Below are 14,683 nucleotides of genomic sequence, written 5' to 3'. Positions count from 1 at the left end.
GGTGTAGACAATGATCAAATTAGAAAAAGAAAATAAAAAAAAGAAAATCATTCAATCTGCCACAATACTGTTCTCTACGCGTGGTGTCCGTAACACAACGGTTGATGAAATTGCAAAAAAAGCTAAAGTTGGTAAAGGAACTATTTATTATTACTATACAGATAAAACTGAAATATTATGTGACTGCTATATGCGTCATATTCAGCTTAAACGCTCACAATTATTTGATTTATATAAAGAGGAAAAAGATGTTTTACTTCGAATACAAAAAATCCTTCATTATATCAGCCTAGAATATCATCAAGATCCCTTTGTTTCTACACTCTTTCAAGAATATAAAGAGTACCATTCACCTGAAATTACAGCTTGTTTTAAAAAATCTGAAGAAGAAGCAATTAAAATGATAAGTAATTTGCTCGAAAAAGGTTATCAGCAAGGAGCTTTGCATAAGGTACCTTTACCGCTAACAGCATTTATGTTAGTACGAATGATTTTTAACTATGAACAGGATTATATAAAAGATGATAAAAGTGATAAAGAATTTCTGCAGTTGCTAAAGCATATGCTTCTTAAAAACTAGTTTTAACCACATACAAAAAAATAATTGTGATACAAATATCTGAAAAAGAAAACCGCCTAAAAGGGGCACCTTTTTGTTTTGCAAGTTCTTTCATTTCATCCATTGCGATATCACGAGCTTCTTTTAGCTTACTTTCATAAGAACCAGCACGACCACCGACAACATCACGAACAGAAGCGAATAAATCGCGTACAATGTTGGCCCCCATAATAGCTTCACCATTTACAATATCAATATACTCAATAATTTCTTTACCTTGAATTCCAGACGTTGTTGTTACAATCATGTTTGACACCCTCCTAATTTTTTATAATATTCAATTGCATGTGTCTCTCTATGACATATGCAATTAAATAAAAGGAATAAAATTGTTTAACATATGTATCGCTATAACATATGCAAGGGATCTATTAGAAATAAGATACGCCGCAGTAAGCATCACCGTGCCAGGTAAATAAATAGCAATATCCGAAAGTTGGTTCGTGTGAAGAAGTGTAAAAATTATAATCGAAACGATGGATGCAATAGCAGTACCAACATATTCCGAAAAACGATTTACTAATATATGACGAAATATAATTTCTTCAATTATTGGTCCTATAATCCCAAATACAAGTAATGTGAATATAATAGGCATCTCTGCGCCATTTGTAAGGATCTGTTCTTGGTTCTCTGGCTGACCTGTATTTAGAAAATGCATAATAGAATTTTCCACAATTATCATAAGTAAAACTACCATAGGAATGCTTACTATTTTCAAAATTGTTTTCTCTTTAAAATAAGTAAAACTTTCAATAATTTCTTTCCTAAAGAAAATGATTCCTACAATAGCAGGTACAGTCAAACCGATGGCACTAAGAGCAAATTCTGATCCCCCATATGGACAGCTTATTTACATAATTATCGTTATTGGAAGACAACTATTTTTATAAATACAAAAGGCAGAAAAGTATATAGATTCTACAAAATATTTTGATTGTGATACATTTACAGAATCTCTTATTTTGTAATTAATGTCTTATTATTTTTTGGAGGGAATTTGATGAAAAAGTTTGTTTTGATATTTGGGCCACAAGCAGTTGGGAAAATGACAGTTGGACAAGAACTAGCAAAGATGACTGATTTAAAATTATTTCATAACCATATGACAATTGATTTATTGGAGCCATTGTATGGATTCTCTTCGGAAATGTGGCGATTGACACATCTTTTTCGAAAGGAAATATTTCAATCATTTTCAAATAGTGAACATTATGGAATGATTTTTACATACGTATGGGCGTTTAATGAAAAGAAAGATTGGGATGATGTTGAAAGTATATGTAATATTTTTCGTTCCCAAGGGGTTAATATTTATTTTGTTGAATTAGAAGCTGATGTAGAAGAAAGACTTCAACGAAATAAAACACCTCATCGACTTGAACATAAGCCAACAAAAAGGAATATTGAACAATCTGAACAAAATTTATTAAGCACATTTGAAAATTTTAGATTAAATTCAAGAGAAGGAGAAATTACAGAGAAAAATTATATAAGGATCAATAATACGAATTTAAATGCTACAGAAGTAGCTGAAATTATAAAGAAAGAATTTCAGCTATAGTTTTTTTTACAAATTGAACAGTTCGGATTTTATGAATATCGTATACATTTCTAATTAACATAACGTCTCATTATCGGTAGCAAGGAAAAGGAGGAACCCCCTATGAGATTTTAATACAAAGGGGAATAGGAAATGAAAATGTTGGATCTATGTTCGGGAATTGCAGGAATAAGCATGGCAGCAGATTGGGCTGGAATTGAAACATTAGCCTTTTGCGAAATAGAAGAGTTCAATCAGAAGATACTTAGAAAGAACTATCCTAACATTCCTGTTTTCCCGGATTTATATAAACTTACGAAACAATCCTTAATAGATGGAGGTGTTGACATTGATTCAATTGGAGTTATTTCAGCAGGATATCCCTGTCAGGGAGAAAGTCTTGTTGGTAAGCGAAGAGGTGCAGAAGACGAAAGATGGTTATGGCCAGAAGTCTTCCGACTCATTAGAGGACTCAGACCCACTTGGTTTGTTGGAGAAAATGTTGCTGGACACGTCACAATGGGCTTGGACACCGTGCTCTCCGACTTGGAAGAAGAAAATTACTCGACAAGGACGTTCGTATTTCCGGCTGTCAGTGTTGGGGCGCCACATCAAAGATACCGGACATTTATTGTTGGCCACTCCAACGACAAGCCAAAATTACAAGCCGATCCGAGGGTTGTGCCCTTCAGAAGTAAACGGCAGCCACGGAAAGACATTACCAGGATCAATCGGGGAACACTTTCCAGAACATATTGGGAAGAAAATCAACCTGCAATTTGTGGAATGGATGATGGGACTGCCACAAGATTGGACGAAGATAGATTGAGATTCTTAGGTAACGCGGTGGTGCCACAGCAAATCTATCCAATATTTGAAGCAATAGCAAAGATTGAAGGTTTATTATAAAAATTTCATTTTTTCATAAATAAAAAGGCAGTTGTTTCCGCAACCACCTTTTTACAAAACAGAGCAACTTTTTCAGAAATAAAATATGAATGATTTCTGAAAAGGTTATAGGTTATAGAATATACGTCTGTAAGCTACCTCTGCTAAAAAAATATCTCCCCCTCATAAACAGAAGATACTTTTTATGAGGAGTATTTATTGAATTTAAGTTTATAAAAATTGAATGAAGGCGATGCAAGTTCTCACTTATTTAGAATAAGAGTAAAGATGATGCTTTATTTGTTCAATGAAATATTGATGGTGTATATTATCGTTAGATACTCGACTTGCCATAATAGCTCCCTCCATTGAAGAGGCAAGAAAAGAAGCGAGCGATATAATGTCTATATCTTCTTTAAGTTCTTGTTTCTCTATTCCTTCCTTTATGAGAGAGGCCATTAACATTACTGTATCATCATAGCCTTTTGCTGCTGCTTTTTGTAATTCTGGAAATACTCCAGTACTTTCAATGGCGCTATTAAGTAATGGACAGCCTCCAGCAATAGGAGGATTATTAGCTGCATCTTGATATACAAGGAAAATTGCAAGGATTTTATCGATTGCTGTCTTTTTATTTTCCATCGCTTTATGAAAATGGTTCCACATAATTTCACCACTTTTGTCGTAGGCAGCAAGGACAATTTCTTCTTTATTTTTGAATCTACGATAAATAGCTCCTTTAGATAGTTCAGTAGCTGTCATTATATCCTGGATGGATGTGCGAGTTATCCCATTAGTATTAAATAAATATAAAGATGTTTCAATAATTTTTTCTTTTACCTTATCAACTTTAGCCATGCTTTGTAATCCTCCTAATGAAAACGATCCTAATATTCTAGGTAATGTTTACCCTCTATTTTCTTGATTTTTTTGTAAGTATAAATAAGTTCGGAACAGAAATATCTTATCAATCCCTATCTTATGAAAATCTCAAACAATACAGTTTGAAAAGAAGTTAATCAAATTATATTATCCATGTAAAATAAGTGAATTTGTTGGTTTGAAATTAAGTTTTGTAATAGATCAATCTTGATCATTTCCGGACGGTTTTTTACATTTCCATCCTTCCAAGTCTTCGTTCCTTCTACCTTTGTTTGGCCTACTTTTGTATTTGTGATGTCAGTACCACTTACTTTTGATTCATATCCTGGTACTGCTTGCTCTTTCACTTCATACTTGTATGCTTTACCTTCTGCATCGTATGCTTTGAGGTTTTCAAATGTGTACTTCCATTCTGTTGCCGCTGTTACTTCTTTTGTATCTACTACTTTACCGTTTTGTAGTAAGTCTACTTTGATCATTTCCGGACGATCTTTCGCATTTCCGTCTTTCCATGTCTTCGTTCCTTCTACTTTTGTTTGACCTATTTTTGTATTTGTGATGTCAGTACCACTTACTTTTGATTCATATCCTGGTACTGCTTGCTCTTTCACTTCATACTTGTATGCTTTACCTTCTATATCATACGCTGCTAAATCTTTGAATTCGTATTTCCAGCCTGTTACTTTGCTTACTTCTTGCGTCGAAATCACTATACCATTTTGTAAAAGGTCTACTGTAATCATTTCCGGACGATCTTTCGCGTTATCGTCTTTCCATGTCTTCGTTCCTTCTACTTTTGTTTCGCCTACTTTTGTATTTGTGATGTCATAGCCGTGTACGTCAGATTGGTATCCCGCTACTGGCTGTTCCTTCACTTCATACTTGTATGCTACTCCATTTGCGTCATATGCTTCTACATCCGCAAATGCATATTTCCAGTTTGTTGCCGCTGTTGCTTCTTTTGTATCTACTACTTTACCGTTTTGTAGTAAGTCTACTTTAATCGAGCTTGGACGATCTGTTGCGTTGTTATCGTTCCACGTTTTTGTTCCTTCTACTGTTAATTTCGCTACTTTTGTATTCGTAATGTCATAGCCATGTACCTCTGATTTATATCCATCCACCGGTTGTTCTTTTACTTCATACTTGTATGCATTTCCTTCGGCATCATATGCCGCTAAGTCCTATAGGGATTTGTAAGTAGTTTTTACGGAATTATGAGTGTTTTTTATTTTGTATTTCAATAATTTTATCTGGTAGTATTTTTAAGTAATATTCTTTTTCTGTTAGTTCAAATATAAATAATGCTTTTTTCCAGTTACAAACAACCTCTTCTACATTGTGTTGTTTAATCTTTAATAAATACTGACCTTTTAAGTAGAATAGTTCACCTAATAGGTATAAAGTATTTAGATTAATTGCTAATTTGATGCCCTTATCAACGTATTTTATTGCCTCTTCATGTTGATATGTGAAGTCTAAACATTTTGCTAAATTTAAAATGATTTTTAATTTAATTTCTTTATTTCTAGGAAAATCTAACTTATTAAAATTAGTCAAACATTTTTTTAATATATTAATGCTTTTTTCATATTCTTTGTTTTCTGCATAAAATATAGCCAGAGTCTGCATAATATCTATTTCTCTTTCTGATAAAAAATCAGAATTGGTTAAAGTTAGTTTTAACGCATGATTTAAAAGAGTTAAAGCAGTTTTTGTTGATTTTTTTACCATAAATATAGCAATTGCTTCATTCCATAGTAGAAATTGTTTCTCTTCTTTTGTTTGAAAATTATTTAAGTTTTTCTCTTTTTTTACTATTTCATAAAGTTCTTTATATTGTTTTTGCCTTAAGCAATCTTGTATTACATATTTCACGTTTTCTATATATTTTATTTTTTTGTTTTGAGTTAGTGCAAATATATTATTTGGATCAACACCAAGTCTTTCTGATAATTGATATAACAATATGCTAGATGGATAAATCAAACCTTTTTCTATCTTGCTAATTTGACTTTGTGAACATATTCCATGACATAATTCGGATTGTGATATATTTTTTTTCATTCGAAGTTCTTTAATGGTAATACCCAAATCGTTAAATTCCATTTTCTCCACCTACTATTTAGTGCTTTATTAGTATAATATTCTCTAATCTTAATGTAATGTAAAAATAATTTAGTTGCAATTATTGTTTGTTGTAAAGGCCTTATCCGTCCCATAAGCAGTGAAACCAATTTATGAGCAGCTCCTTTAAATGCCCTATGCAAAAGGACCATTTAAATCATCTATAAGTAACTTTTACTATTTTCGTTTTCCAAGCAAAACATTTATATGATAGCCATCCCTATAAATTTCAACATTGCGACCATCCAATTCTATTGTTCGAGAGCTTGCAGTAGGATTTTGCATTATATTGTACAGATAATCTCCTTTAGTTGGTAGGAGGTTTTTTAGGATTTTTTTCACAGGCTCGTTTAATACAGGATCATCACTAGAAATAAACATTTTATATGCTCTGTCATCGTCAGAAGAAAATTCAAAAGTCATAAGGTTATTATATGCTTTACCATCTTTATCATATCGGTAGTTATATTGGGTTTTTTCAAATCCAGAATCAATCAATATATTATGAATTTCTTTATAATTATGCTCATCCCCATCTTTCTGAGGAATAGACTCAGGAACAAAGTTAGGGTTTACAAAAATTGCATTATACATAAATTTTGCAAATTGTTCCCTTGTTACATTCATTTCTCCGCCATATTGATAGTCTCCAATTCCGTTTGTGATGCCATTACTATACAATGAACGAACAGAGTCTTTTGCCCAATGATTATTTGAAACATCATGGAAAAGGTCGTTTGTTTTTACAGCTAAATGAAAAGTATTTTGTAAGATAACAGCCATTTCGTATCGAGTTAATGTATCATCGGGTCTAAATTTGTCAGTATTGTCCCCTTTCATGATTCCTGCTTGAACAACTGCTTTAATACTGTTTTCAAACATATGGCCATGGATATCAGAGAAATTTTTGATTGTAGATCCATTGTTTTCTAATTTTAGGTATCTTGAAATAATCGCAGATACTTGTCCACGAGTTACATTGTCTCCAAAACCAAATCTTCCGTTTCCATAACCACTAATTACCTTTTTATCAGCTAAGTAGTTAATAGAACTTTCAGACCAATGCCCACTTGGTACATCAGTGAAAGCTGCAGTTTGTGCATGAGTATTCGTTGTGCCGAATAGCGTAGCGGTAATTAATCCTGTTACAAGTACATGTTTAAAATTCATTATAATTCCTCCTAAGTATATAAAACAACGGATATAACTCTTTTTTCATTATATTAATACCCTGTGCAGGATCATTCTGTGTCTCCTCCTCGTTTCGCACCTGGCTGTTGTCCATCTGGAAAACGTATTTTATCTTCACCGGATACCATTATAGGGCGGTGGGTCATATTCCACCGCGGTGTTCGGAGCAAAACATCCTTTAAATCACGCGGAGTCTGAGGAGCAACCGAGCTTAGATACGGAATACCAAAAGAACGAATGTTAGTTACATGAATCAAAATTGCAAGGGTGCTTATTGCAATACCATATAGTCCAAGCATCCCCGCCAATAACAGCATCGGAAAGCGTAGCATCCGGTAAGCTGTTCCCAAGTTGTAGCGCGGGAACGCAAACGACGCAATACCTGTTGTCGCGACAACAATAACCAAAGGTGCAGAAATAATACCTGCTTGCACGGCAGCTTGCCCGATGACAAGTGCTCCCACAATGCTAACTGCTGATCCAACGGGTTTTGGCAACCGAACGCCAGCTTCCCTCAAACCTTCAAATAAAAATTCCATCATTAGCGCTTCTATGACAGCAGGGAAAGGAATGCCTTCTCGAGCAGCTGCAATACTAATAAGCAAATTTGTTGGGATTAATTTCGGATGAAAGGTTGTAATAGCAACATAGAGAGAAGGAAGAAATAATGAAATGTTGATTAATACTAAACGTATCCATCGAATAAAGGTTGTGTAGATCGAGCGTTCATAATAATCCTCCGCTGCTTGCAGACCTGTCCAAAATGTCATAGGAACGATTAAAACGAAGGGGGTGTTATCCACTAAAATAGCGACTTTCCCTTCTAAAAGACTTGCACACACCGCATCTGGCCGCTCGGTGTTCTGAATTTGCGGAAAGGGAGAAAAAGGTTGATCCTCGATAAACTCTTCAATGAAAGCGGACTCCAGCACCCCATCAATTTGAATTCGCTGTATCCTTTGTCGAACTTCTTCCAAAACGGAATCTGGAGCAATGCCCTCAATGTAGGCAATCGCCACATCTGTCTGTGATAATTCCCCAATCGAATAGGGTTCCATTTTTAGTTTTTGGCTCCGAATTCTTCGGCGAATAAGGCTCGTATTGACTCTTAACGTTTCTGTAAAACCGTCCCGAGGACCGCGAACAGAGATTTCGGCAGCAGGCTCTTCAATACTACGTTTTTCAAACCCTTTTAAATCCGCAATCAGGGCTTGACTCTCACCATCTGTTAAAATGACGATATTAGCTTTCAATACTCCCTCTATAACAATATAAATCGATTTCTATTTTATAATCACAAACTATATTTCTTTAATTTGAATGGTGGCAGTACCTTTTAATAGAATTTCCTCCTTGGTTTAACAAATATATTTTTGTAAATAATATATTTGTTAAACCATTAATTAAGGGGGACTAGTATGCCGCAGGATCGAAAAGAAGAAGTTCAAAACGATACATATGAAGAAAAAGAGATTATGCCAGATAATCCACAATATCTACCGCGTCATGTGCAAATGGAGCTGCCTCCCGAATTTTCTATAAATCCTCTGTTTGCCCGCAAAGGAGAATCAGTCGTTCCGCGATTTAACATGCCTGATGAAGGCATGTTACCAGAAACAGCGTATCAAATCGTCCATGATGAAATTACTCTAGATGGCAATGCACGCTTGAATCTTGCAACGTTCGTTAGCACCTGGATGGAGCCTACCGCAGAGCGGCTATATGCTAAATCATTTGATAAGAACATGATTGATAAGGATGAATATCCACAGACAGCTGAAATTGAGGAGCGGTGTGTTCGCATTTTAGCCAATCTCTGGCATTCCCCTAGCCCCCTTACAACTATGGGCGTTTCAACAACTGGATCGTCGGAAGCATGTATGCTCGGGGGGCTTGCGTTAAAGAGACGCTGGCAAAATGCACGCAAAAGAGAGGGGAAGTCGGTGGATCGGCCTAATATTGTGTTTAGTTCTGCTGTTCAAGTCGTTTGGGAAAAATTCGCGAACTATTGGGAGGTTGAACCACGCTATGTAAAGGTTAGCCCTGAGCATTCCCGATTGGATCCTCAGGGGGTCATTGCAGCCGTGGATGAAAATACGATTGGTGTGGTACCGATTCTCGGTGAGACTTATACCGGACGTTACGAACCGGTTGCTGCCATTGCAAAAGCGTTGGACGATTTACAGGAGAGGACGGGACTTGACATTCCTATGCATGTGGATGCGGCTTCGGGCGGATTTATAGCCCCGTTTCTTCAACCAGATTTAGTCTGGGATTTTCAATTGCCGAGGGTAAAGTCCATCAATGTATCCGGACATAAATATGGATTAGTCTATCCTGGATTGGGTTGGATAATTTGGAGGGAAGCGGATGATCTCCCTGAGGATCTAATCTTCCGCGTCTCCTATTTAGGCGGCAACATGCCAACTTTTGCCCTGAATTTTTCACGTCCTGGTGCACAAGTACTCCTGCAATATTACAATTACCTGCGTTTGGGGAAAAGGCTTTATTTTTTTGTATAATATTCGATTTTGAATATTTTATTTGTTATCTATCTTGTCTCTTATTACTTGTATCTTCCAGCCACTTAGAAACAGATTCTTGCATACGAGATTCTAATGATTGAATCGTTTCATTTGAGATAGTGAGTGCTTGATCCGCATATTTTTTCGGGAACATGTTGCGCAAAGTAGGTTCATTTTCAGTACCATCTCCTGGTTCACGGTAATCTTCAATGATGTAATCATCCCCATTTTTTATGACTGTCACACGGACTGGAAGTAAATGTCCTGCTTGAGAAACTGTCTGTGTTTCGCGGTCGTATCCTTGCATGAGGGAATGAAGGTAGACATACATTTTTTCATCCTTCATTTCAGTTCCATAGATTACATGCGTCTCAAATTGTTTTTCTGTATGATTTAATTTGTCTTGGTTCCAGGCAATGATACTTTCTGAAATAAGGGATTCTAATTTGTTGTTTAGCGGAATCTCCGTTACATCCTTTGCATCATTTTGGACAGAATCACCCCCTGTTGCCATGAAAACGAGTATGACAATGCTTACGGTAATCATTATCTTTCTCAAAATCTTATTTTCATATGTTAATGCAAAACGTCTGCTCATTAATTCACTCCATTTCTCTTCATGCCAATCATCCACTGACATCAATCATTTATATGACAATAGTAAAATTGACTTCAAACTAGAAACTTATTCTATCCAAAGAAATATATTGAATTATATAATACATATTATACCATTCTTATACATAACCGGAGAGACTCTATGAGAATAGTTATCATGTATTGCGGGATCTTTATTATAATTCTTTTAAGCGGTTGTGTCCGATTCGGAAAAGACACTACAGATACCATTTATCTCATTCCAGAAGCATACAAAGGAGACCTTTTGGTTCTATATAATGTTCCAGGAGCTGAGTTGTTGCCAGAAGAAGATGGGTTTCGTGTTGTTACTTTTTCTACAGACGGGACCGCAGTGACATCAACAGTTAATATGAAATATGGAGAAGTCAATGACACATATTACACGGTTAACAAGGAAGGTAAGCGCACCAAACTTGACGAAAGCTGTATACACGTTGGTTCAAATGGAGGCACTACTGAAAACATTGGTAAAGAAAATGAGCATACATTCTCATACGCGAAATTGGAAGTCACACCTAGTGCATGCTCACAAATCTTCTCATCATACGGGAGAGAAGTTCCAGAAAATCAAGAACACCCTGCAGAGAATAAGCTGAGGGACTTACTAGCTCATGTAAAAGAGAAGTATATGAAAGGTATAGACTTTCCAGTCAAAAGAATATAAACAGGAAAATCATTATATAAATATGTATCTCTGAGAAATTATATAAATGTAACATATACCCAATTGATGTAGCTATTATAGTTACTTATATGAATGGGTGTCCACGACAGAAATATAACATTTTTGCAAGCAGCTAATAAAAATGAACCAGAAGATAATGTTTTAAAGTAACTAATTCAAAAAAGCCTTGTAACATATTACAAGACTCTTTGAATTGGTATATACATTATAGATGGATAATTTTATTTTATTAAAATCAAGACCAAACCCATTGCTCTTCATTTGTATTCTGTTTAATTTTATCGTTAATTTTCTGGATATGGTCATACGTTGTTTTATCGATTCCATGGAAATTAGATCCATCATGAAAATCTACTCGAACCATATCACCTATATTAAAATGTTGACCTTGTGTTAAATCCACATAAACAACATCATTTTTCCCATTTTTAGAAGGGTACTTGACAGCTACATAATCAGTATAATCTTTGTCTAATTTTGTAATTTCTCCGATTACAAAATTAGGTTGACCATCTTCTTTTTCATACATTCCTGGTTTCAATGTTGTACCTTCTTTTTCTAAAGACTTAGTACTAGTACTATAATCATTAATTTGCGTTTTAACTTTTTCTACTTTTGCATTTACAGCTATAGGTGGTATGGATCTCGCCCAAAAATCACTTTCTACTTTCACTAAGTTATTAACTTTAAAGTTATGAGTTTTTTTTAGAGGTACACAAAGATCCTCTGAATTTCCGTTATTATCTATATATGTAACTAATAACTCATTAGAAGAAACTTCACTTACATGCCCTACTGTATATTTCTCATAGTTTCCAGGAGCTAATTCAAAATGCTCAACAGAATTAGCCGTTAAGCTTGTAGTAAATGCGTTTTGAAGTAATAGACCATTACTATTTACTTTTACATATTCACCTGGTTTTGCATTTGCTTGAAAATCAGTATAAATAGTTACATTTTCATTTAATTCTTTACTTTCAATGATAAAATAATTTGACTGTACTTCTATTACTTTCCCCTCAACTGTAGTGTTGAACTCTTGTACAGCTGCACTTGCTGTTAGTGAATCTAATCCTGGTATATTGCTTCCTGTAAATGCTGCAATTCCTAATGCACCAGCTAAAATGACTTTTTTCATATACTAAAAACATCTCCAATCACATCTATTCACCAACTGATTCTCATTATCAATTATCGTGTAATCATTATAGTTACAGATTTTAAAGAACGTCAACAAAAAGATCATTACACTTCTGTAAGGTAATAAGGTTAATAATATAGCAAGTAACTTTTTCACGAAGTAAATTTTTTTATCTAGAGAGCCCTCTCATTACATTATATGGTTAAGTCCTCGATCTATTAGTATTCGTCAGCTCCACATGTCACCATGCTTCCACCTCGAACCTATCAACCTGATCATCTTTCAGGGATCTTACTAGCTTACGCTATGGGAAATCTCATCTTGAGGGGGGCTTCATGCTTAGATGCTTTCAGCACTTATCCCTTCCGCACATAGCTACCCAGCTATGCCCTTGGCAGAACAACTGGTACACCAGCGGTGCGTCCATCCCGGTCCTCTCGTACTAAGGACAGCTCCTCTCAAATTTCCTACGCCCACGACGGATAGGGACCGAACTGTCTCACGACGTTCTGAACCCAGCTCGCGTACCGCTTTAATGGGCGAACAGCCCAACCCTTGGGACCGACTACAGCCCCAGGATGCGATGAGCCGACATCGAGGTGCCAAACCTCCCCGTCGATGTGGACTCTTGGGGGAGATAAGCCTGTTATCCCCGGGGTAGCTTTTATCCGTTGAGCGATGGCCCTTCCATGCGGAACCACCGGATCACTAAGCCCGACTTTCGTCCCTGCTCGACTTGTAGGTCTCGCAGTCAAGCTCCCTTATGCCTTTGCACTCTACGAATGATTTCCAACCATTCTGAGGGAACCTTTGGGCGCCTCCGTTACACTTTAGGAGGCGACCGCCCCAGTCAAACTGCCCACCTGACACTGTCTCCCGGGTCGATAAGACCCGTAGGTTAGAATTTCAATACAGTCAGGGCGGTATCCCACCAGCGCCTCCACCGAAGCTAGCGCTCCGGTTTCAAAGGCTCCCGCCTATCCTGTACAAACTGTACCAAAATTCAATATCAGGCTACAGTAAAGCTCCACGGGGTCTTTCCGTCCTGTCGCGGGTAACCTGCATCTTCACAGGTACTATAATTTCACCGAGTCTCTGGTTGAGACAGTGCCCAAATCGTTACACCTTTCGTGCGGGTCGGAACTTACCCGACAAGGAATTTCGCTACCTTAGGACCGTTATAGTTACGGCCGCCGTTTACTGGGGCTTCAGTTCAGAGCTTCGCTTACGCTAACCCCTCTCCTTAACCTTCCAGCACCGGGCAGGTGTCACCCCCTATACTTCGCCTTACGGCTTCGCAGAGAGCTGTGTTTTTGCTAAACAGTCGCTTGGGCCTATTCACTGCGGCTTTCCGTTAAGAAAGCACCCCTTCTCCCGAAGTTACGGGGTCATTTTGCCGAGTTCCTTAACCAGAGTTCTCTCGCACACCTTAGGATTCTCTCCTCGCCTACCTGTGTCGGTTTGCGGTACAGGCACCTTTTATCTCGCTAGAAGCTTTTCTTGGCAGCGGGGAATCAAAGACTTCGCTCCATAAGGAGCTTCCCCATCACAGCTCAGCCTTCACGATAAGCGGATTTGCCTACTTATCAGCCTAACTGCTTGGACGTGCACAACCAATCGCACGCTTCTTCTATCCTTCTGCGTCCCTCCATTGCTCAAACGATAAAGAGGTGGTACAGGAATATCAACCTGTTGTCCATCGCCTACGCCTGTCGGCCTCGGCTTAGGTCCTGACTAACCCTGAGCGGACGAGCCTTCCTCAGGAAACCTTAGGCATTCGGTGGACGGGATTCTCACCCGTCTTTCGCTACTCATACCGGCATTCTCACTTCTAAGCACTCCACCAGTCCTTCCGGTCTGACTTCACTGTCCTTAGAACGCTCCCCTACCACTGATACCATTGGTATCAATCCGCAGCTTCGGTGGTGTATTTAGCCCCGGTACATTTTCGGCGCAGAGTCACTCGACTAGTGAGCTATTACGCACTCTTTAAATGGTGGCTGCTTCTAAGCCAACATCCTAGTTGTCTAAGCAACTCCACATCCTTTTCCACTTAATACACACTTTGGGACCTTAGCTGGCGGTCTGGGCTGTTTCCCTTTTGACTACGGATCTTATCACTCGCAGTCTGACTCCTAAGGATAAGTCATTGGCATTCGGAGTTTGACTGAATTCGGTAATCCGATGAGGACCCCTAGTCCAATCAGTGCTCTACCTCCAAGACTCTTACACTTAAGGCTAGCCCTAAAGCTATTTCGGGGAGAACCAGCTATCTCCAGGTTCGATTGGAATTTCTCCGCTACCCACACCTCATCCCCGCACTTTTCAACGTGCGTGGGTTCGGGCCTCCATTCAGTGTTACCTGAACTTCACCCTGGACATGGGTAGATCACCTGGTTTCGGGTCTACGACCACGTACTAAACGCCCTATTCAGACTCGCTT

General features: G+C 37.5%; 11 protein-coding genes, 1 rRNA gene and 4 pseudogenes (1 of these 16 cut by a window edge). 5 read left to right on the top strand and 11 right to left on the bottom strand.

All coding sequences use genetic code 11. The features are described 5' to 3' along the window. Positions 1–10 precede the first annotated feature (10 nt). Entirely contained in the window at positions 11–580 is a 570-nt protein-coding gene (locus EKQ63_RS29425) for a TetR/AcrR family transcriptional regulator (protein ID WP_000593067.1), read from the top strand. Here the strand turns inward: EKQ63_RS29425 and EKQ63_RS29420 are convergent. Together EKQ63_RS29420 and EKQ63_RS29415 are read right to left on the bottom strand one after the other, a co-directional pair. Next, positions 570–866: a heavy metal-binding domain-containing protein gene (locus tag EKQ63_RS29420; protein ID WP_223290777.1), complete on the bottom strand. Its 297-nt coding sequence runs from the start codon at positions 864–866 to the stop codon at positions 570–572. The two genes, EKQ63_RS29425 and EKQ63_RS29420, sit on opposite strands and share 11 nt — an antisense overlap. Positions 867–929: 63 nt before the next feature. Next, a pseudogene (locus EKQ63_RS29415) lies at positions 930–1,451 on the bottom strand (type II CAAX prenyl endopeptidase Rce1 family protein); the annotation flags it as partial. 171 nt (positions 1,452–1,622) lie between these two features. Here EKQ63_RS29415 and EKQ63_RS29410 point away from each other — a divergent pair. Beyond that, complete coding sequence (locus EKQ63_RS29410) at positions 1,623–2,183, top strand: AAA family ATPase (protein WP_143880594.1); 561 nt, start codon at positions 1,623–1,625, stop codon at positions 2,181–2,183. A 132-nt stretch (positions 2,184–2,315) separates the two neighbouring features. Beyond that, positions 2,316–3,071 (top strand): DNA cytosine methyltransferase, encoded by a 756-nt coding sequence (locus EKQ63_RS29405; protein ID WP_143880500.1) that lies wholly within the window; start codon positions 2,316–2,318, stop codon positions 3,069–3,071. Positions 3,072–3,317: 246 nt separating this feature from the next. On the opposite strand, the gene EKQ63_RS29400 is transcribed toward EKQ63_RS29405, so the two are convergent. The 6 genes and pseudogenes from EKQ63_RS29400 to EKQ63_RS29380 all read right to left on the bottom strand — a co-directional run. Further along, positions 3,318–3,908: a TetR/AcrR family transcriptional regulator gene (locus EKQ63_RS29400; protein ID WP_143880582.1), complete on the bottom strand. Its 591-nt coding sequence runs from the start codon at positions 3,906–3,908 to the stop codon at positions 3,318–3,320. A gap of 161 nt (positions 3,909–4,069) precedes the next feature. Then, positions 4,070–4,228, bottom strand: a complete 159-nt coding sequence (locus EKQ63_RS30780; RefSeq protein WP_223290807.1) for a Cna B-type domain-containing protein — start codon at positions 4,226–4,228, stop codon at positions 4,070–4,072. After that, positions 4,229–5,104 (bottom strand): annotated as a pseudogene (locus tag EKQ63_RS29395) (Cna B-type domain-containing protein); the annotation flags it as partial. A 43-nt stretch (positions 5,105–5,147) separates the two neighbouring features. Next, positions 5,148–6,041, bottom strand: a complete 894-nt coding sequence (locus EKQ63_RS29390) for a helix-turn-helix domain-containing protein (protein ID WP_143880533.1) — start codon at positions 6,039–6,041, stop codon at positions 5,148–5,150. A 195-nt stretch (positions 6,042–6,236) separates the two neighbouring features. Continuing rightward, positions 6,237–7,229 (bottom strand): S-layer homology domain-containing protein, encoded by a 993-nt coding sequence (locus EKQ63_RS29385; RefSeq protein WP_143880477.1) that lies wholly within the window; start codon positions 7,227–7,229, stop codon positions 6,237–6,239. A gap of 71 nt (positions 7,230–7,300) precedes the next feature. Then, a pseudogene (locus EKQ63_RS29380) lies at positions 7,301–8,518 on the bottom strand (spore germination protein); the annotation flags it as partial. Between the two features lie 150 nt (positions 8,519–8,668). Here EKQ63_RS29380 and EKQ63_RS29375 point away from each other — a divergent pair. After that, positions 8,669–9,769 (top strand): annotated as a pseudogene (locus EKQ63_RS29375) (glutamate decarboxylase); the annotation flags it as partial. 28 nt (positions 9,770–9,797) lie between these two features. On the opposite strand, the gene EKQ63_RS29370 reads toward EKQ63_RS29375, so the two are convergent. Beyond that, a complete protein-coding gene (locus EKQ63_RS29370) occupies positions 9,798–10,373 on the bottom strand; it encodes a peptidase M56 (RefSeq protein WP_087952666.1) in 576 nt (191 codons plus the stop codon). Between the two features lie 162 nt (positions 10,374–10,535). Here EKQ63_RS29370 and EKQ63_RS29365 point away from each other — a divergent pair, with 162 nt between their 5' ends. After that, a complete protein-coding gene (locus EKQ63_RS29365) occupies positions 10,536–11,078 on the top strand; it encodes a DUF6843 domain-containing protein (protein WP_143881747.1) in 543 nt (180 codons plus the stop codon). Positions 11,079–11,334: 256 nt separating this feature from the next. Here the strand turns inward: EKQ63_RS29365 and EKQ63_RS29360 are convergent, their stop codons facing one another. Together EKQ63_RS29360 and EKQ63_RS29355 are read right to left on the bottom strand one after the other, a co-directional pair. Next, positions 11,335–12,237 carry a hypothetical protein gene (locus EKQ63_RS29360; protein ID WP_087952292.1) on the bottom strand — a complete coding sequence of 301 codons (903 nt, stop codon included), beginning with the start codon at positions 12,235–12,237 and terminating at the stop codon, positions 11,335–11,337. A gap of 201 nt (positions 12,238–12,438) precedes the next feature. Then, a 23S ribosomal RNA gene (locus EKQ63_RS29355) occupies positions 12,439–14,683 on the bottom strand; it runs 677 nt beyond the window's last position.

The sequence above is a fragment of the Bacillus sp. BD59S genome, from assembly GCF_007363175.1.
Classification (GTDB): Bacteria; Bacillota; Bacilli; order Bacillales; family Bacillaceae_G; genus Bacillus_A; species Bacillus_A pacificus.
This window is presented reverse-complemented; position numbering and strand designations above follow the sequence as displayed.